The following is a 19,105-nucleotide window of genomic DNA, read 5'->3' on the forward strand; positions in this document are numbered from 1 at the left end:
AGCCCGATTGAGAAACTTTTCTCGTAAACGTACTTTCGTCTCGATAATCAAGTCCTCCTTCATAGTATCCTGTGTTGGAGGCTTGACGTCAAGCGCCATGAGGAGCAAGATGCTATGGCCTGGAAAACAATTGCCAGCCCTACATGGGTACAACAACAAGCTCTGGTTGCACGCGCACAAGCTGGAGAGCCAGTAAGAGATGAAATCATCCTCTCTCTTCAACCCTGCATCAAGGCGATGGCAACCAAACACATCTATAACAACCTTCACAACAGCCATCACATCGAATGCGATGATCTGGTACAGGAAGCGAACGTAGCTATCCTGGAAGCCCTACAGAATGCCCTGACAAAAGAGGATCCCTGCCGGTATCTGGTGAAAGTCGCGAAAAGGGCAATGATTGAGTACTATGTCAACGGGCGATCTGACCTTATCAAAACCTGGCATAGTTACCAGAAGCCTCTTTCTATTCTAAGCCTGGATGTACCAGTGCAACGGGAAACAGAGACGCCTTTTGCCGATACACTCTCTGTAGAGGTCCGCTTAGAAGCTTCCAAGTCGCTCGAAGAGGAATATGCTTCCCTCTACAGCGCTATTGAGGCGCTCCCCGAAAAGCAGAGACTAGTCGTCCGGCGCTATTATGGCTTGAACGATGCGCCTACTCCTCTCAATGAGATCAGCCGCATGCTCTCGCCCAAATCACCGCGGCCAGCCAATGCCCATTATCATAACAAGTGCGCCCTGGCCGCATTGCGTACTCTCCTGGCTCCGGAAACCTCCGAACCCTGTGCGATCGGAGGTGCCAGGTGATATTAACACCTCCTACGATCGCCCTGCGCCCGTACCAGGAAACATGCATAGATCGGGTTATTACCTCCTACAACCTGCAGCCGCAGGGAGGGAAAGCGCTCTTAGTCCTGCCAACTGGAGGCGGGAAGACGATCGTTTTTACAGAGATCGCACGGCGCCTCGGACTCACCACGCTCATCATCGCGCACCGGCAGGAGCTACTCCAGCAGGCCGCGGATAAGTTCCGCATGGTGGATCCCACCGTAATCATCGGGCAGGTGGGAGCGGGTCGCCACGAGTACGGAGCACCCATCACCGTCGCCTCAATTCAGACGATCAGCCGCCCCGAACACCTCCAGAACCTCAAGCTATTCGGATATGGGTTGGTCATCATTGACGAATGCCATCACAGCTCTGCTAGTGGTTACCAAGCAGTGCTCGACATGCTACCAGATGCGTTTGTCCTGGGGGTCACTGCGACGCCCGATAGGTTGGATAAGCAAAGTATCGAAGCCATTTTCGGAGAACCGGTATTCTCCGCATCAATCATCGATATGGTTGAGCAGGGGTTCCTCTGCGATCTGAGGGCCATCGCTATCCCGACCACCACCTCACTGGATGACGTTCATACCCAAGCGGGAGATTTTAAGCTCGATGAACTTGAGGTCGCGGTTGACACCCCTGAGCGCAACAGGGCCATTGTCTCTGCCTATAAGAAGCACTGCCTGGGACGACAGGGGATCTGCTTCGCGGTCACCGTTGAGCATGCGGCCCACCTGGCGGAAACCTTCACCGATATGGGCGTGCGCGCCGAGGTGGTCAGCGGAGAAACGCCTTCTGAGGTGCGCAAACAGATCCTGCACGACTACGAGCGGGGTTCTGTAGAAGTGCTGTGCAATTGTGGTGTGCTCACCGAGGGCTTCGACGCTCCCCAGACCTCTTGCATCATCATGGCCCGCCCTACCAAATCAAGAGCTCTTTTTACCCAGTGCATTGGAAGAGGCACGCGGCTGGCTCCGGGGAAGAAAGACGCGATTATCCTCGACATCACCGATAATTGCCTCAAACACCGGATCCAGCCCCTGACCTTGGGCAAGGCACTGAACATGCCGCTCTTGAACGGCGAAAGTATCACCGAGACGAAGGAGCGCGAGCGTCAAGAGCGCGAAGAGCAAGAGGAACGCGAAGCACGCACCACGAAGGTCTCACGCCGAACACAGGATCTCGCCCTCAACATGCTGGCCCGCATGGAATGGAAACGCCAGAGGACCGGCACCTATGTGCTCGAAATTGGGGAGCACAAACACAAGGTGTACCTGGTGCCCTCGGATTACAAGGACGGCTACTACTCCGTCTGGGCCCAGCTGGCCCCCGGCTATCAGAAGCAACAATGGTTGAAGGAGTCCCCTCTGGAATGGGCCCAGCAACACGCCGAGATGAAAGCAAAAGTGCTGCAAGCCGGTGCCAATAAGGCCGTGCTTGTTGACAATAATCACCCTTGGCGCGCAAAACCCGTTTCCGATAAGCAACGCTATCTACTCAACAAATACAAAATCCCCGTGACGCCACATATGACCGCCGGAGAAGCCTCTGATCTAATCGGAAAAGCAAAGGATGATGCTGAGAAACTACGCGATGAGAAAAAAGCCAGACGCGCACAGAAAGCCATTCAAACGCTGATAGGGAGGAGATACGCATGATCACGTATGAGAAACGCTTGATCAACACGATGGAGGTGTTACAGGCCCTCCAGGTCCTGATAGCCCCCGGGCATGTGGCAGAGCTACGCATACTGAATGCCACGACACGCGCATCACGCTATCCCTACCAAGCTAGCGGGTACTTCAATGACCCACTAGCGATGGTCGAAGCGCTCAAGACTCTGACATCTGCCAAGGGAGTGTATGTCACACTTCAACCTTGCATTCCCAAGCTTCTGGCACGAGCACAGAATCGCCTGCGCTCCGCGGATGAGATGCGCATGAACAAGAGCAGTACCTCGGACGGCCATATCCTGGCCTACCGATGGCTTCTCATCGATGCTGATCCCGATCGCCCCGCAGACATCTCCGCATCAGATCAAGAGCATGAAGCAGCGATCGCGCATGCAGAATCTATCCGGCAAAAGTTACACGCCATGGGATGGCCTGCGCCTATCCTGGCTGATAGCGGCAATGGTGCCCATTTACTCTACCGCATCGATCTAGATGTGACCAGGAAAGATCTAGTGCAGCGCGTTCTCGGAGGGCTAGCAGACGCATTTGATAGCGAAGGTGTTCACATCGATCAAACCGTCTTTAACCCTTCGCGCATCAGCAAGTTGTATGGGACTCTGGCCTGTAAGGGTGATGATACGCATGAGCGACCCCATCGTATGGCGCGCTTGCTCGTCGTTCCAGAAGAAATACACCCGGTATCCCAGGATTTGCTTGAGGCGATTGCTCGCCAACCGCTTCCACCAAAGGCGGAGCCACGACGCCAGGTTTCTCGGCGGGGAACGCCTCCTGCCTTTGACCTGACCTCCTGGATAGCTACCAATCACTTGGATGTCCAGGAACCCAAGCCATGGAATAACGGCATGCGCTGGATCTTCAACGTCTGCCCCTGGAATGAGGATCACACGGACCGAAGCGCCTATATAGTCCAATTTGAGAACGGCGCTATCGCCGCGGGGTGCCAGCACAATAGCTGCCGTGAGAAAACATGGCAGGATCTGCGCCGCCTCTATCCATTGGCTGCCAACGCAAATGGCAGCGCAAGCCCCCCACCGCCACCTAAGAGCGTGGCGGGATCTGCGCCCTCGCCGGATTCACTCCCCGAGATTATCATCGGAGAAGATCAGTTGCGCGATATGACCAATCAGGCCCTTGCGGCCATTCAGCAGCAAGAAAAGTGCGCACCGAGCCTCTTTTTGCAGGCGGCGCGGCTGGTGAGTGTCGGTCATGATGAGGACCATCGACCAATTATCGGGCAAATGGGGATTCCCGAGGTCAGAGAAGTGCTCACCCATGCCGCGAATTTCTACCGACTCAAAAAGGTTGCCGGGGCCGAAGAACTGTATACCAAGGCGCCGTGTCCACCACCAAAGGAAATCGCCGAGCAAATACTCGCGCGGCAAATACGGAAGCCTCACTTACCATTCCCTGCGCTCGTGGCGATTGTCGAAGTGCCCGTTATTAGGCCGGACGGCAGTATCCTCGACAAACCAGGGTATGATCGGACAACACGTCTCTACTATGCCCCTTCAAAGGACATGCCAAAGATAACAGTCCCGATGAATCCTACGCGAGAAGAACGCGAAGCTGCCCTGGCCTGCATCTGGGATGCCATTGGAGAGTTTGCCTATGCCAGCGAGGCCGATAAGGCCAACGCGCTCGGGTTATTACTCACGCCCATTGCACGTCCCGCTATTCAGCGGCATATCCCCTTAGCGCTTCTAGATGCCCCAAAGAGAGGAACCGGGAAGGGATTGTTGAGTGATGTGGCTTCTATCATTGCAACCGGTTCGAGTTCTTCAGTTCTCACCATGTCGGAGAACCCGGATGAATTGCAAAAGTCCATCACTGCGCTTCTGATAGAGGGCGCGACAGTGATAACCATCGATAACATTGTCGAACGTCTCCAGTCCAAACATCTGGACGCAGTTCTAACAGCCGACTGGTGGAAGGGGCGCATCCTGGGGGTATCGAAAATGGCGCGTGTGCCCCAACGAGCCACGTGGATCGCAACCGGCAACAATATTCGGCTCGGAGGAGATCTGACCCGCCGGTGCTACCGCATCCGCATGAACGCGAAAAGCTCCAAACCCCATAAACGCAAAAATTTCACGCACAAGGACTTGGCCGGGTGGGTTAAGGAACATCGCGTGGAACTGGTCAAAGCACTACTCACGCTGGCACGCGCCTGGTATGCAGCTGGTCAACCCCGCTACGAGCACCTCCCCTCAATGGGCACGTTCACCGGCTGGGTCGAAACCATCGGCGGCATTCTGGAATACGCAGGCGTCCAAGGCTTCCTGACTAATATGGATGAACTGGATGAACAAGCCGACGAGGACGGCCGCCAGTGGGAAGCATTCCTCCAGGCATGGCGCTGTGAGGTGGGGGAAGCGTGGGTTCCGCTCTCTACCATCATCAAAGCGATTCAACAATCTGCAGGCACTGCGGGGGGTGCGGGTGATGTTGCGGGGGGTGTGAGTGAAAATACGCAAAATTCGCTGGGTGAAGTCCTCCCAGATACCCTGCAGGTCGCCCTCAAAGAGAAGCCAGCGACCTTCAGCGTACGCCTCGGGAAAGCGCTTGACAAGCGCATTGATGCCTGCTTTGGAGACGAGAATCTCTGCCTGGAGAAGATGCTAGATACCCACCATAAAAAGAGTCTTTGGAGGGTATTTGCGGGGGGTGCGGGGGGTAGTTCCCTACCAAGTCCAGGCGAAATTTTTGAAACACCAGATTCTCTACGTAGAGAGTCTGAAAAAGAAAAAAATGAGAGTGGATCCGATGGGAAACACCCCCCGCACCCCCCGCAAATCGCCGAAAACGAAACAATGCAAAAATCGAAGATTGGCTCTACAAGCGACTCTATAGAAATCGCCGCATCGGAAGACGAGGGAAAAAGCCCTCAAAAACAACAAAATGGCATGCAACCCCCCGCAAATGGGAAAGAATGGGAGGACTTTGATCTATGACCCCAATTGAACTTCTCGAAGACCTGCAGAAACACGATGTCTACCTGAGCTTGAACGGTGAGAAACTCCACGTCCATGCGGCAAAAGGTGCATTCACACCCGAACTGCAGGCCCAAGTGCTCGCGCAAAAAACTGACCTGCTTCACCTGCTCTCTTCAGATGGAGATCAGCCATTGGAAGAACAAGAGAAGCAGGAAGATGCCAAGGTAGAACGATGCGCACAATGCCCCGAGCCACTCGTATACTATAGCGATCAAGGCATCCCCTATTGCGAAAAACACCGACGAGAGAAATCACTGGCACAGTGCGCAGCCTCCCCCTGCCCTCCAGCTGGTGACCCAGGAAGCATTTTTCCTTCACGATGTATGTTGTGAAATCGCGGAAGCACTCGGCCAGATTACCGGCCCGATCGCGCTGGATCTGGAGACGACAGGCCTCAATGCCCTGCATGATCGCGTGGTCTCGATCATGATAGGGATCCCTGGCCGGGTCTATATCCTCGATATGCGGCCGTATTATGATCTCTCGCCGGAGAGTCAGAAGGAATGGAGGAGAGCCCTACAGGCGGTGTTCCAAACGCCGACAGTAACGTGGATCGGGCACAACCTGAAGTTTGATTGGAAATTCCTCTCCGCCCACTTTGCTATCCAACTCCCACAGGTCTACGACACGATGCTAGTCGAGCAACTCATTCACGGCTCGGGGCTCAGCGAGAAAGAGTTCTCCGTCAGCCTCCAACAGACAGCCGCACGCTACCAGATCTCGGTAGAAAAAGAGCCGCGGGCCTGGTTCCCTAGACTCCATATGCGGCCAGAATGGTCACTACCGTTCCCAGCGCAGCAGCTGGCATACATGGTACAGGATATTGAAGTCCCGTACCGTATCTATGAGCGGCAGCAACAACGCATCCACGAACTTGACCTCGCTCGTATTGCCCAGGTGGAAAACCAGGCCCTCCCCGCGCTGGCGGCGATGGAATTGCGAGGCGTCCTCATTGATCAGACGCTCTGGAGGTCGATGCTCCAGAAGAAAGCCGAACGTCAACAAATTCTAGAGCAAGAAATCGCCACCACGCTAGGGAAAGCGCTACAAAAGGCATATGATACGCACCAGCGCGCGCTCCAAGCCGAAGAGCAACGCTTGATGCATGCGTACCAATCTGAACGGACGTCATCTAGCTGGCCCGCGTTCCGAAAGGAAGGGCTTGCCTCCTGGAAAGCCGATCATAAAGCACCACCAAGACCCTCACGTACGCCCCAGGGAGATCCGACTATCAATCTGGCCTCTTCAACGCAGCTGCTGGCCGCGCTATCATCAATGGGTATTCACGTGATCTCAACACGTGAGAGTAGCCTGGAGCCCTATGCCGCGCGTTTTCCACTGATAGCGAAATTGGTGCAGTGGAAGAAACTCCAGAAGTTCAATAGCTCCTTCGGCGAAAATATCCTCGCGGTGATTGGATCAGATGGGCGCCTGCGCGGGGACTTCGCCCAGATCGGCGCAGCATCCGGCCGCATCATTTGCAGCAAGCCCAATCTCCAGCAGATCCCTTCCCACGAGAAGAATGAGGACGAGAACATCCGCCGGTGCTTCATAGCCCCTGCCGGGTATAAGTTGCTCAAGGCCGACCTGAGCAACATCGAGCTGCGCATCCTGGCAGAAGTCGCGCAAGATAGAGAACTGCTCCGGCTGTTCGCAGAGGGCGCAGACCTGCACGCTGAGACTGCGAAGTTGATGTTCAATCTGCCACCCGAGACGGATACCCGCGGCTACCTGTACAAAGGCAAGGCATCGGCACGCGATATCGCCAAAATTATCAACTATGGCCTCGCTTATGGCATGGGTGCCCAGGGATTGGCCGCGAGGGTTGGAGTATCTGAAGACGTGGCAAAGGAACTGATGATCAACTACTTCAATACCTATGCAGGTGTGGCCAGATGGCTACGTACCACGGCGAAGCAGGCCCTAAAACAAGGCTATGCAGTCACCCTTGCCGGTCGGCGTCGGCCCTTTATCGCCACTCCACTCGATGACCAGGCCGCACGAGGGGCCATGGAGCGCTCGGCCAAGAACCATCCCATCCAGGGGCTCAACGCCGATATCATCAAGCGCGCCCTGGCACTGCTCTACCAACGGCTTCCAGAGACTGCGCACATTGTCCTGGCCGTACATGACGAGGTGGTATTGGAGTGCCCAGAACAGAACATTATAGAGGTAGAGGGAATCTTAAAGGATGCGATGGTGCAGGCCTGCCGGGACTTCCTCACCGTCGTGCATATTCCTGAACCCGATGTCCTTGTAGAGAGCTACTGGAAAAAAGACTAAGTGCAGCCAGCTCCTGGCGCTAATAATGCCTAGGAGCTGCCTTAAGGAAGAGAGATGAATATGGACAAGAAACCCTTTGCATGGTATGGAGGCAAGGCTGCGCTCACACCTCTATTGGTATCGCTACTACCAAAACACCAGGTCTACTGCGAGGTCTTTGGTGGTTCAGGTGCACTCCTCTTTGGCAAATCACCGAGCCGTATAGAGATCTTCAACGACATCGACAGCGGCGTAGTCAACTTCTTCCGAGTACTGCGTAATCCAGAGCAGGCTGAAGCCCTTCAGCAGCTCTTGATGCTCACGCCCTATGCCCGAGAAGAGTATTATGCCTGTCTGAAACACTGGCAAGAGGCTGAAGATCCGTTAGAGAAGGCCCGGCGATGGTACTGTGCCGTGATGCAAAGCATGAATAGCTCTATTCGGTCAACCGGCTGGAGCTCATCAAAAGTACCGAACTCGAACCCTGCCCTCAAGTGGTCAAATCACGCAGTGCACCTGACTGAGTTTGTGAAAAGGCTCTCAAGGGTCCAAATCGATCACCGAGATTTCGAGCAGGTCATCCAGGCATATGACAGCCCTGAAACCTGCTTTTACCTCGATCCGCCCTACCTCGCAGAAACCCGGCGCAAGGCACAATGTTACAGCCATGAGATGACCTATGCGGACCACGAGCGCCTCCTAGGCCTCATAACCCACGTCCAGGGAATGGTTATCCTCTCCGGGTATGACCATCAGCTCTACCGAGAGGCTCTGTCATCCTGGGAATGTAAAACGATCACCGTTCCCTGTTCCTCAGAAAACCGTCGCGCGGAGCAGGAAGCAATCCAGCAGAAACCAAGGAGCGAGTGCATTTGGCGCAATCCCAGGTGCCTGCATAAAGTGGAAACGACGCTGTTCGATATGATGGCCTAAGAAGCAAGGAGTAGACAAATGACACAAGATATCACCTTAACACATCTATATTATGGTGGCGCCGGCGGAATTTGCCGGCCCCTAACCTCATAGAACTAAAATGTGCAAATCTATCAATTCATCCTTTCCTAACTGGGGCAATTTAACTAGAGTTCATAAAGGCCAGCAGAAACGAGTACTTGATATGTAGCACTCATCTGTGCTTCTGATGGAACAAAAACTACGAAGCCATCGCGTCCACGAGACAACAAGACCCGATAGCTATTGAGCCGCAGCTGATGCGGATTATGTGCTTTTGATCGGGGTTGTGGAAGACTTACCCATGTATTATTTCGCCACAGCAAATCATTTCCCCAACCAACTATCGGAAAATCGAGTTCAAGCCCCTGACACGCGAACTCTGTAGCAACATCGTGTAATCTACAACAAGAGTTAGCAGAATTTTGAGGATCGTTATACCAAGGGCCTTCGCGCAAGTTCTTTGTATAGTTGTAATCATTATGGATACCGTAGTTGCTCAGATTCCTTGCTTTCGATGAAGCAAGAAGTCCATACCGTTTGTCTTCTTGGCCCAGGTAACGCTCTTGAACATACTGTTTCGCCTTTTCGAGATCCCTCGTCACATACATATCAAAACCCTGATCCCTAACTACTTGAGCAGTTCTCATAGCGTTTTCAATGTTACCTTCAAGAAGCTGCTTCACCCATAGCTGTACATCTTCAGCTAAGTGCGATCGTAGAGATGCGGTAAGATCGAGCAGGTCAGAGGTCTGTATATGTGCTGCAGAAGAAAAGACAGAAGCAATTCTTGTTGGGCAATGAACGATCCATGGCTTCTTCATGGCTTTAATCGCCGTGTTCCACTGTTCAAGACCAGCCTCCTCGCCCAAATGGATTTCCTGACCTTCTCCAATGAGACCTACCATCAAAGTCCAAGAATTCATTCTTTCGGCTAAGCGAAGGAAATCTTCAGGTTCAGATGCTCCATGGCCTCGCTTTTCTTGGACTTTTGCAGCATCCCAAGCTCGCTGGGCTTCGTCATACACCCAAATATGCTCTTCTGGCAACCAATGTTGAGAGCCACCGTAGCGTTTCAAGAAACCATGCACATCTTGAACGAAAGCGGAGCTCTTCAGTGCGTGCTGGAGTACTTTGACTAATGGGCCGTTCCCAGACAAAAACACGGCACTTCTCTTGCTGCCTGTATCACCAAAGTGATTTTCGTAGACGAATTGTAATCCAACCAGCGTTTTTCCAGCACCAGGAACACCTGTCACAAGCGCTAGATGTTGTTCATTATTGGCTCGAGCTTGTTGACTAATCTGCACAAGCTCCGCTATCGTCTCTGGGATCCCGGCACTATTGGCGCGCTTAATATGGGGAAGTGGTTCATGCTGAAAAAGGATACGCGCGGCATTGACAAGCGATGGCAGAGGAGCATAATCTGCAGCTAGCCACTCAAGTGGATCGATAGGAATACCAGACTGGGTAGGATCTACCAACGATTGCAATATATTAGGTAGTTCAGATGGAGCGGCGATAAGAACGCCATCTTGGTTTTGCTCGGTACCCTTTGATTGAGTCAAGACTAAAAGAGGATAGATACAGCGATTATGTGAGCCAGCATGATAGTGCTGTAAATCCCGAGCATAAGCAGAAACCTGGTCAATATGCGATTGGTGGATATTACCAAAACCTTTAAACTCGAGAACAAGGATGGTATCATTCGCAAGAATGATCACATCAGGGCGCCGGCCCCGTTCTCGTGGTAATTCATATTCAAAAATAATGGTCCAGTTGCCCACATCTGCGCGCGTTTTTACGGCAGAGGTTAATTGTACTTTCAGAATATGGAAGCAATCCTTCCAGGCTTTTATTTGCGATACATCCGCGTCCATGTTCATACAAACGAGATGATGATTTTTAAGACCCTGCAACCAATCTTGCTCAGATGTGTTCAAGAAGGTTGTAATAGTGCCATGCCAACCATATGCATTACTAGCTATTTGTGTCACAATTTCTGATGTTGTTAGTCCATGGAAAGAAGAAATTGAAGACAAAGGTGGCTTTGACAAAGGTGGCTTTATAGAGGGTGGCGTGGATACTACTGCATGGAAGGAGTGAGCAAAATCAAGCACACTAGGGAATCGGTTTTCTGGTTTCTTTTGTAATGCTCGGAAGATTACAGCCTCCAGTTTGCTTGAGATAGCAAGGCTTTTGGCCGTTAGGGATGGAGGATCGTTATAGAGATGTGGACCCATAAGTTCAATTGCATTGTTACCAGTAAACGGCGTTTCACCGCTGAGCATTTCGTAGACCATAATTCCAAGAGCGTACTGATCACTTGCTACAGATGGCTTACCCATAAATTGTTCTGGAGACATATACAGCGGGGTGCCTGCTGCGCCCTGAGTACTTTGTGCCTGGATTGTCTGGATACTACGGGTAATGCCGAAATCAGCTAATAACAATGTCCCATCGGCGGCAATAAGAACATTCTCTGGTTTGAGGTCGCAATGGATAAGGCCGTTGTCGTGAACATGCTGTATAGCGCTAGCGATCTGTTGCAGATAGATGTCTGTTTCTTCAGGAGAGAGACAAGATCCAGATGTTACCTTCCTCCGTAGGTTCCCTCCAGTGGCATAACTCATAGCATAGTAGGGGTTGTTATTATCGAATCCTATGTGAAGGACCCGGATAATATTCGGGTGGTCAAACCGCGTAATTATTTGAGTCTCCCGAAGAAACGTTTGCTGTACCTTTTTCTCAGGGGCAAATAGATGAAAGAATTTGAGTGCTACTACTTCTTGTGGGAAGTTAATGTGAGTTGCAAGATATACTGCCGCCGATTGTCCATATCCTAGGGGGCGATCAGGCTGTTGGATATTATACTCTCCAACACGTTTTCTCATTAGTGAAACCAACCTCTCTATGTATTTGCGGGGATTGTCATATTAGGGATAGTACTAGCGGCCTCATTCATCAGCAAACGAATACGTGCGACGAAGAGTTGCTCCTGGTTGTCTGATTTGGCATACTGTTCAGTGTGTGCCTGGTAGAAGTCCCATTCTGTATTTAAGTCATTTAATAAGCGTGCATAGCGATTTGCCTTTTCCTGGTACCCCATGCTTTTCAATGTTGCTGTTAATGTTGCAACTAGTATTGAAGCAACTGCTGCAATAATTTTAAGGGTAAGCAAATCAAAGAAGGACTCAAGGCCAATTGCAATTGCAGAGATAAGAGATAATCCGGTAATAACCCACAGAATACCGTTGTAATAACGATGGTTCGCAATAGCACGTTTCTGTACATGCTGGCGTGTTGGCTGAAACGTTTCGTCAATAAACCTCTGGAACTTTTCTAAGTCCATGTCTACCTCTTATTACTTATAAGTTCGTCCTACTATATAAAACGATGCAAGAGACTATTTCCTCAAATATATTCTCGTAATTCAACAACAATGATGACATTATTCTAACTGACGAAACATTTTCCGCTTGGATACAGCACAACAAGATTGATTCTGCCGCCGAAGCCGCATTTGTTCTTATTCGAACTTATTCGCTATCTCACTAAGTACATGGCTAGTTTCAAATGTGGGTAGACAATATATCCTGTAAAGTACCCAGTAAAAATGGCAGATCCATTCAATGTGAAAGTCAGCATTAAAAGGTTGACCAAAATCTAGAAACACAATATCTATGCACTTGAATCGCCCATGATTTTATGTGCTCTTAGAGGTAAATAACGAGAATACTTTTTATCCATCCCATCTACCAGTCAATTAGATAAACCGCATACAGTCAAAAAAGGAGCACATACTATGGCACTACGACCAGAAGAAGTTCAACATCTCGAGGGACTTGTTGAGGACATGATCAAGCGCATTGAGGATACTAACACCTCAAACGAAGCTGCGGTCGTCTACGGCAGAATCGGTAACGCGTGTACCAAAACGCTGGCCATTGAAGCCGCAGCCGCGGCGAAGAGAACAGCACGCACAAACAACGTGACCAAGTTCCGCGCCAGCCGGGAAAACCGCCTGAACTCCCGCAAACTTGGTCAGGGAAGAGCCGGGGCAACGGACGCTCAATCCTCCACTCAAGGCCAGCGTTCCCAGGGGCAGCGCCAAACCTCTAACTAATTCCATTCCTCCACACCGAGCCTTTGTAAGAGGAGCGTACAACTTTTACGAAAGTTCGGTGTTTTTTTGTCTGAAATTTCGGCGAAGTTGCAGCGGCAAAAATCGTGGCAGGCCCTCGGCACTGCCATGGCACCTTCGCCGCATGTTACGCGCACCTTTTTACACGACTAATACCTGACTTTTACACGATTAAACCAAAAAAAGATCAGGCAAATTTCAGAGGCAAAACAAGGAGTGAATTCGATGGGCAGATTCGATAGATTTATCCCATTCAAAAGCCGCCAACCCGGCCAGGCAGCAGGGGCACAAACTGCTGCCCCTCCACAACAGAATAGCCAACAGCAGCCACTGGATCCCAATACAGGCCCGCTGAATACTGTTAGAGCACCCGGCCTGCAGAACGTCGATAGCGAAAGCCTCAATCTGGTGAACTACTCTCCGGCACAGCTCATGCAGCATGTCGAAAATACGATGTCTACCGTGCATTTCGGCATGAGCCTGTCACACCGCTTTATGGAGAATGTCGCGGAACTATGGTCCGTCATTGGCCCAATGGTTCTTCTGCTCGGCACATCTGGTGAGGTCTTCGCCTTTATCTGGCAGAATACCAACAATCCGGAATGGTGGGTAGGAATGTCGATCCTGGCCACGGTGATTGTACTTGAGGCAACGTTTATGGTTGTCTCGTATAAAGCCGCGACAATACGCAATAGGGCAGAAATGCGACCTGGAGGACCCTCCGATCTGGACAAGGCCAAGCTCAAGCGGTATAAGATCACTTGGTTTGTCCTGGGATTCGGCGTTGGAGCTGGTCAGGTCGCGTTTCTTCTGTTCGCTATGAATGCCAAGATGAACGGCATCGTATGGCTAGCTACCTTTGCTATTGTGCGCACGGTTATGACTCTAGCCAGCGACTTCTATACAGCTTTTGTTCACGAAGAGAAACCAACAGATGGCGAGCAGGCTAAACAAAAACAGCAGCAGCGGGCGCAGTTGGCTGAGCAGTTACTGCACCAGAAATCGGCCGAGGTGACGATCATCAACAAAGGTATCCTGGAATTGCAGCGCGCCCATACAGAGGCTGACATCGAGCAGGATAGCCTGCACACTGAGCTTCAGATGAAGCGCCTCGAGAATAAGAACCGGATTGAGACATTGAAGAGTATGCAGGATCAAGCTAATATGTTCAATCGGCTGGGTACGGGCGTCATGCGCGCCCTGTTTGATCCTGAGATGGATGATGATCAGAGGCAGAAACTCTTAGGAACGTTGCAAGGATTTATGTCTGTTGGCAATCAGTTGCCACCCCCGCATACCACCGTCGAGGAGGAAGATGACATCTAATGCCAGAGCGTCCATATAGTCGGTACACACGAGAGAAAACCTGGGCAGCCCTCTATAGCCAGCACATCAATGCTGGCTATGCCCTTGTTCCATTCAGCACCACCAGCAATAGTATAGATGTGATCAGGTGCCCTTCCCCTGAAGATGCCCAGAAGCTGCAACACCAGTTAGATGAACACGCGGAGGAATACAAAACCTTCTATGAGCATGAAATTCCGTTGAACGATCTCCCGAGCCAGGTTAAAGAAGTGAATGAGAAAAAGCGTTCCGCGGTTGTCCTAGCCAGGAGCAGCGACTACTATCACTACTCTCTTTCTGATATTGCTCAGCTGCGCGTAGTTATTTGTGGATTGCATAACAGCTATCTTCATTTGCCAGTTTGGGAAACCAGGACGAACAAACGATACAGGGCAAAAGAAACTGCAGTAGCCATTTCATCACCTGACTTTGATCATATTCGCCGCACCCAATTTGGGCATAGCATCCTGGTAGGTGCTCTGTACAAAGGTGATGAGGCCGCCCTGTCATTTATGGATGGTCTGAAAAAGCGCTCAGAGCGTTCCTACTGGCGCATCAAAGCAGAAGTTGAGGAACTACAAGATAGCCACTACCGAGGGCGTCCCCTGGCCTTCCTGACAGAAGCAGAAAGGCGCGCGATTGGCAGTAAAATTAGCGCCGGTTTGAAGCGCTATCACGAAAAGAAGCGCTTGCATCTCGTTTGAGCAAACAAGTAAATATCAGGCCATCTATCGAGATATTGATACATATTTTGTATTCCAGATATTTTTGGCGTATATTTATGAAATAAGAGTGATAAGAGTGAAAGGATCCGGTTTATGCCTTTTGTTGCTCAACATCGTGTGACCGGTGAGCGAATTGATATCACGCGGTATCGAAATCCCTCCAAAGAGATCCAACCACAAGATTGTATTTGTCCTCTATGTGAAGGGGACCTGATCATGCGCATCGGACTGATTCGGCAGCCGCATTTTGCTCATCGGGCAACCTGTGAGAGCCAATATAAGAGCAATCCTGAGTCTGCGGCCCATCGCAATGCCAAGCTCTATCTTCAAAATCACTTGCGCGAAGAGTTCCCGGAATATACGCAAGCAACCATCGAACTGGAAGTCAAATTGGAACCTATCTGGCGCGTCGCCGATCTGCTAGTAACCTTTCCTACTGGCCTGCGGCAGGCCCATGAAGTTCAATTAGCGAGCATAACAACGGGAAAATTACAGGAGCGTACAAATGACTACACATCGATGGGCGTTGACGTTGTTTGGTGGTTGGGCGGCCATGCTAATACCCAAGAAAATCAGCTTTGGTGCATCGAAACATTTGGCTATAGCCTCAGTATCCAATATGCGCTTGAAGAGTAAATCTTGGAGCATCACCCGTGCGACAGAAACCGGAATGGCAACGCAACGCATCCCAACAACACCTGATCTGGACACCCTCTTTTTCCGACTTAGGACGCCAGCCCTACAGCTCCGACGCGTGCAGCGATCCTACTCATCCATTATAGGTATCCAGGTCATCAAGCTGAGTGTTGGCACCATTTCCCTGATGCCTGACCAGATCGCCTCAAACGATTGGGAGTACGTCTGGCCACGAGCCTGGTTCAGGATCACGAGCCGCTGGATGCTTCTTATGAAACAACATGGGGATGATCCTAGAGATCTGGAATATGGAATGCCAATCATCTCGCGAAGACAACCAGTGCCATGGTGCCTTGGTGTAATTGAGCGACAACCCAATGCCCGAGAACAACCGTATCTGCTATGGTCCCTGCTTCGACAGCGCATCAGACAGATGCATCAAAATGCAAACTACTATGACAGCAGTTCTCCAGAAGGAACCAGATTTCTCTATCTGCTCTCCCTGAGCAAGGCTCATCAACCACGTCCTGTTCATCAGGTATGGAGCACAGAGCCTGTACAGCTTTCGTTATGGCAACAACAAGAACCCTCATAACCTCTGCTCACCCGAGTAAGTTTTACTCAGGTGAGCTTTGTCACCTCTTTTTTTATGTGCCTTTAGAGGATAGATATGAAAAGTGTTGTATCCACCTGGCTATGTTAGGAGAGGCATATGAACTTAAGTGATACAGTAAACATATTAACGTCCACTAATCAGATACTTGAGCGAGTCAAGGCTACGGGGCCTATTCATTCTGTCGACCAACTTCTTGAACATCATCAGCTCCGCAAGAATCTACAGGCCAAACTCAGGCAGTTAGATACTGCCCTGCAAGTACTCTACCAGCAAGCCCACGACTTGCCCACAATCCCCCCTTTGAAGTTGTACGCTGGGCACAGAATATCCTTGCAATGCCAAACCTGGCCTTCCTTGAACTAGACACCACTGGCGTGTATGAAAGCGCTGAAATCATCCGTGCATTGGTACTGGATAGAGATGGCAACACACTTCTTGATCTGTATGCCCAACCTACTACCACACTTAACGCGAATATCGAGCGGATCACCGGAATCACAAGCCAAGATATTATCGCCAAGGGGCAACCTGTCCAAACAGTGATTGAGCAGCTGCGTACAGTGCTGCAGGGGAAGTATGTGCTGTCATACAACCTCGACTTTGATATTGGGAAACTCCAAGAGGCTACAACCCGCCTCGATATTGAACCTCTCACCTTCGTTGCGGAAGATTTGATGGAACATGCAATGAAATATTATTCACTGCGTTCCTATCCCAAACTGGAAGGGCTATGCCGCCGCATCGGCTCACCCTTGCCAGAGCAACCCCACCAGACCGCATTTCATCGAGCGGAAGGCCAGCTAGCGTTGCTCAAAGCGATAGCAAACGTAGTCACAGATGCTCAACCCCCTACAGCATCACCAATAGCGGCTGAGGATACGGACGCGGATACCATAGATGAACATCCATTTTAGCCTGACCAGACAACCATATTACAGCCTTCTAACAAGTGCTAGAAGGCTGTTTTTAATTTAAAAGGAGCAGTCATGGAAAGTTCTGCAAAGCGTTTCCCTCTCTACTGCATGAATGTGCTGGTTGGTTTGATTGCTGGCGGATTTCTGGGCCATGACGTTAATCTCTGGTCCATCGCCGTGATGCTCATAACTGGCATGATGTTGGGTGGCTTTCTTTGGAGGAGATGGCTATGATAAACAGTACAGCCTCTGGCTATGAAATCTGCCATCTCAACCAAGCGAATCACTTACATATTGCAGCAAAAGAGGCCGCGCAATATGCGGTCTCTCTTTCCGGCGGGTTGGCCAGCGCAGTCACTGCTGAACGTGTGATCCAGCGGTATGGGCGCGACCAGGTACTCCTCTGGTTCGCCGATACACTCTACGAAGATGACGATTTGTACCGCTTCGTGCGAGAGTGTATGCAGCGCTGGCGAGGCACCCTTTACTGGTATACAGATGGGCGAACTCCGCTGGAGGTAGCGGCGCAAAAAAAGCTCATACCTTGTAACCTGGCAGCTCCTTGTAGCTACGAACTCAAGGTAAAACCGTTCCGCCAGTTCATTCTCGCGATGCCCTCGCTGCCAGTAGTCTATATCGGGTTGGATCACTGGGAGAAGCGTCGATTGATCAGTGTCAAAGAGTCCTACGCGAAGGCGATTCCCGATGTGTTGGTTGACTATCCGCTCCTCTGGGAACCTTATGAGGTACGTCCGCTAACTGATGTATGTCGCCAGGACTGGCACATAGAGCCGCCGCGGCTATATAGCCTGGGCTTCTCACATAACAATTGTGGAGGCCGCTGTGTGCGGCAAGGTATCCGAGAGTGGATCCGTCTAGGGACGCATTTCCCAGAGCGCTACCAGGCATGTGAGGAATGGGAACAAGAGCAACGCGCCCAGGGCGGCGCTCGTGCCAAGCGCAGCTTCTGTGCAGTGCAACGGGAAGGAAAGAAGCAGCCTCTCCCTCTCACTGATATTCGAGCACAGTACTTCGACCATCGCAGCACCTTATTCTAGCTGATTTCAATAGCATTGTAACAACATTGAGAGGCAATATATGAAACTTGGTACTCTTTATCCTCGCGGATATGCAGCCCTGGATGCAGATCAACAGGTAGAAGTTCTCATGCAATCCTCTGATACCCTTCTCCTGGATATTCGCCTCAATCCTACATCGCGCTGGCGACCGCAATGGCGTAAGAGCGCACTTCAAGAACGCTGGAGGGATCGATACATCCACAAGAGAGATTTGGGTAACGTAAACTATCGCAATGATCAGCCCATCCAGTTGCTTAATCCAGCCAGGGGTATTGAAGAAGTCGCCCAGATGCTGCGCCGCGGTTCCTCATTGGTTGTGCTATGCGCCTGCAAGGACTATGAAATGTGCCATCGTCATACGGTCGTAGAGTTACTAAAAATTGCAATACCAGAGATCGAGGTGAAATGATGAATCATACCAATACAAAAGGAACGTATCTGCTTGCAGTGAGCGAAGATTTCCCAACGATTGTCTGCCTCTGCGGCAGCACACGTTTTTCAGATGCCTTTAAAAAGGCCAATTTGCAAGAGACCCTGGCTGGGAAAATAGTTCTGAGTATCGGATGTGACTTCCAAAGCGATGACGCGCTTGGCCTGACTGAAGAAGATAAGGCTCGCCTGGATATCTTGCACCTCCGCAAAATTGATATTGCAGATGAAATCCTGGTGCTCAATGTGGGTGATTATATCGGCCAATCCACTAGCAGAGAGATCGCGTACGCCCGAGAACGCGGTATTTCCATTCGTTGGTTAGAACCGCATAGCTGCAAAGGTCATGGTTGCCCTTGTGGAGCTGAATTAATTATCACAGATAGAAATTAACCTGGTAGAACAAGCGTAAATGAAGCGGGACAAGCAGCGCTGCTTGTCCCGCTATTTTTTATGCGCTTTCAGAGGATATGTATGAAGGGTGCTA

At 51.0% G+C, this 19,105-nt stretch carries 18 protein-coding genes; 16 read left to right on the top strand and 2 right to left on the bottom strand.

The genetic code is table 11. The annotated features are described in order from the left end of the window. The first annotated feature begins 114 nt into the window (after positions 1-114). The 6 genes from AABA21_RS15240 to AABA21_RS15265 are packed head-to-tail and all read left to right on the top strand — an operon-like array spanning position 115 to position 8,713. On the top strand, positions 115-810 hold the full coding sequence (locus AABA21_RS15240) for a sigma-70 family RNA polymerase sigma factor (RefSeq protein WP_338251510.1): 696 nt from the start codon (positions 115-117) through the stop codon (positions 808-810). Then, positions 807-2,489, top strand: coding sequence for a DEAD/DEAH box helicase (locus AABA21_RS15245; protein ID WP_338251512.1), 1,683 nt, complete (start codon positions 807-809; stop codon positions 2,487-2,489). The genes AABA21_RS15240 and AABA21_RS15245 overlap by 4 nt, the downstream gene beginning before the upstream one ends. After that, positions 2,486-5,476: a hypothetical protein gene (locus tag AABA21_RS15250; protein ID WP_338251515.1), complete on the top strand. Its 2,991-nt coding sequence runs from the start codon at positions 2,486-2,488 to the stop codon at positions 5,474-5,476. The genes AABA21_RS15245 and AABA21_RS15250 overlap by 4 nt, the downstream gene beginning before the upstream one ends. Further along, complete coding sequence (locus tag AABA21_RS15255) at positions 5,473-5,850, top strand: TubC N-terminal docking domain-related protein (RefSeq protein WP_338251517.1); 378 nt, start codon at positions 5,473-5,475, stop codon at positions 5,848-5,850. The genes AABA21_RS15250 and AABA21_RS15255 overlap by 4 nt, the downstream gene beginning before the upstream one ends. Beyond that, positions 5,810-7,801, top strand: a complete 1,992-nt coding sequence (locus AABA21_RS15260; protein ID WP_338251519.1) for a DNA polymerase — start codon at positions 5,810-5,812, stop codon at positions 7,799-7,801. The genes AABA21_RS15255 and AABA21_RS15260 overlap by 41 nt, the downstream gene beginning before the upstream one ends. A gap of 60 nt (positions 7,802-7,861) precedes the next feature. After that, positions 7,862-8,713, top strand: a complete 852-nt coding sequence (locus AABA21_RS15265) for a DNA adenine methylase (protein WP_338251521.1) — start codon at positions 7,862-7,864, stop codon at positions 8,711-8,713. A 146-nt stretch (positions 8,714-8,859) separates the two neighbouring features. On the opposite strand, the gene AABA21_RS15270 is transcribed toward AABA21_RS15265, so the two are convergent. Together AABA21_RS15270 and AABA21_RS15275 are read right to left on the bottom strand one after the other, a co-directional pair. Then, a complete protein-coding gene (locus AABA21_RS15270) occupies positions 8,860-11,625 on the bottom strand; it encodes a DNA/RNA helicase domain-containing protein (protein ID WP_338251523.1) in 2,766 nt (921 codons plus the stop codon). Positions 11,626-11,642: 17 nt separating this feature from the next. Next, positions 11,643-12,083, bottom strand: a complete 441-nt coding sequence (locus tag AABA21_RS15275) for an SLATT domain-containing protein (protein ID WP_338251525.1) — start codon at positions 12,081-12,083, stop codon at positions 11,643-11,645. A 453-nt stretch (positions 12,084-12,536) separates the two neighbouring features. On the opposite strand from AABA21_RS15275, the gene AABA21_RS15280 reads away from it, so the two are divergent. From AABA21_RS15280 to AABA21_RS15325, 10 genes are all read left to right on the top strand, one after another. Next, positions 12,537-12,857: a hypothetical protein gene (locus tag AABA21_RS15280; RefSeq protein ID WP_338251527.1), complete on the top strand. Its 321-nt coding sequence runs from the start codon at positions 12,537-12,539 to the stop codon at positions 12,855-12,857. A 243-nt stretch (positions 12,858-13,100) separates the two neighbouring features. Further along, entirely contained in the window at positions 13,101-14,201 is a 1,101-nt protein-coding gene (locus AABA21_RS15285) for a hypothetical protein (protein WP_338251529.1), read from the top strand. Further along, positions 14,201-14,923 carry a hypothetical protein gene (locus AABA21_RS15290; RefSeq protein WP_338251531.1) on the top strand — a complete coding sequence of 241 codons (723 nt, stop codon included), beginning with the start codon at positions 14,201-14,203 and terminating at the stop codon, positions 14,921-14,923. Before AABA21_RS15285 ends, AABA21_RS15290 begins: the two co-directional genes overlap by 1 nt. Positions 14,924-15,037: 114 nt before the next feature. After that, positions 15,038-15,580 (top strand): competence protein CoiA, encoded by a 543-nt coding sequence (locus tag AABA21_RS15295; protein ID WP_338251533.1) that lies wholly within the window; start codon positions 15,038-15,040, stop codon positions 15,578-15,580. Between the two features lie 34 nt (positions 15,581-15,614). Next, positions 15,615-16,175, top strand: a complete 561-nt coding sequence (locus AABA21_RS15300) for a hypothetical protein (protein WP_338251535.1) — start codon at positions 15,615-15,617, stop codon at positions 16,173-16,175. Positions 16,176-16,531: 356 nt separating this feature from the next. Next, positions 16,532-17,110: an exonuclease domain-containing protein gene (locus tag AABA21_RS15305; RefSeq protein WP_338251536.1), complete on the top strand. Its 579-nt coding sequence runs from the start codon at positions 16,532-16,534 to the stop codon at positions 17,108-17,110. 72 nt (positions 17,111-17,182) lie between these two features. Continuing rightward, positions 17,183-17,344, top strand: a complete 162-nt coding sequence (locus tag AABA21_RS15310) for a hypothetical protein (RefSeq protein WP_338251538.1) — start codon at positions 17,183-17,185, stop codon at positions 17,342-17,344. Further along, positions 17,341-18,168 carry an adenine nucleotide alpha hydrolase family protein gene (locus AABA21_RS15315; RefSeq protein WP_338251540.1) on the top strand — a complete coding sequence of 276 codons (828 nt, stop codon included), beginning with the start codon at positions 17,341-17,343 and terminating at the stop codon, positions 18,166-18,168. The genes AABA21_RS15310 and AABA21_RS15315 overlap by 4 nt, the downstream gene beginning before the upstream one ends. Positions 18,169-18,208: 40 nt before the next feature. After that, a complete protein-coding gene (locus AABA21_RS15320) occupies positions 18,209-18,598 on the top strand; it encodes a DUF488 family protein, N3 subclade (RefSeq protein ID WP_338251542.1) in 390 nt (129 codons plus the stop codon). Further along, the gene (locus tag AABA21_RS15325; RefSeq protein ID WP_338251544.1) at positions 18,595-19,011 is read left to right on the top strand and encodes a hypothetical protein; all 417 of its coding nucleotides are present in this window, start codon (positions 18,595-18,597) and stop codon (positions 19,009-19,011) included. The genes AABA21_RS15320 and AABA21_RS15325 overlap by 4 nt, the downstream gene beginning before the upstream one ends. Positions 19,012-19,105: the final 94 nt, after the last annotated feature.

Source organism: Dictyobacter halimunensis (assembly GCF_036245075.1).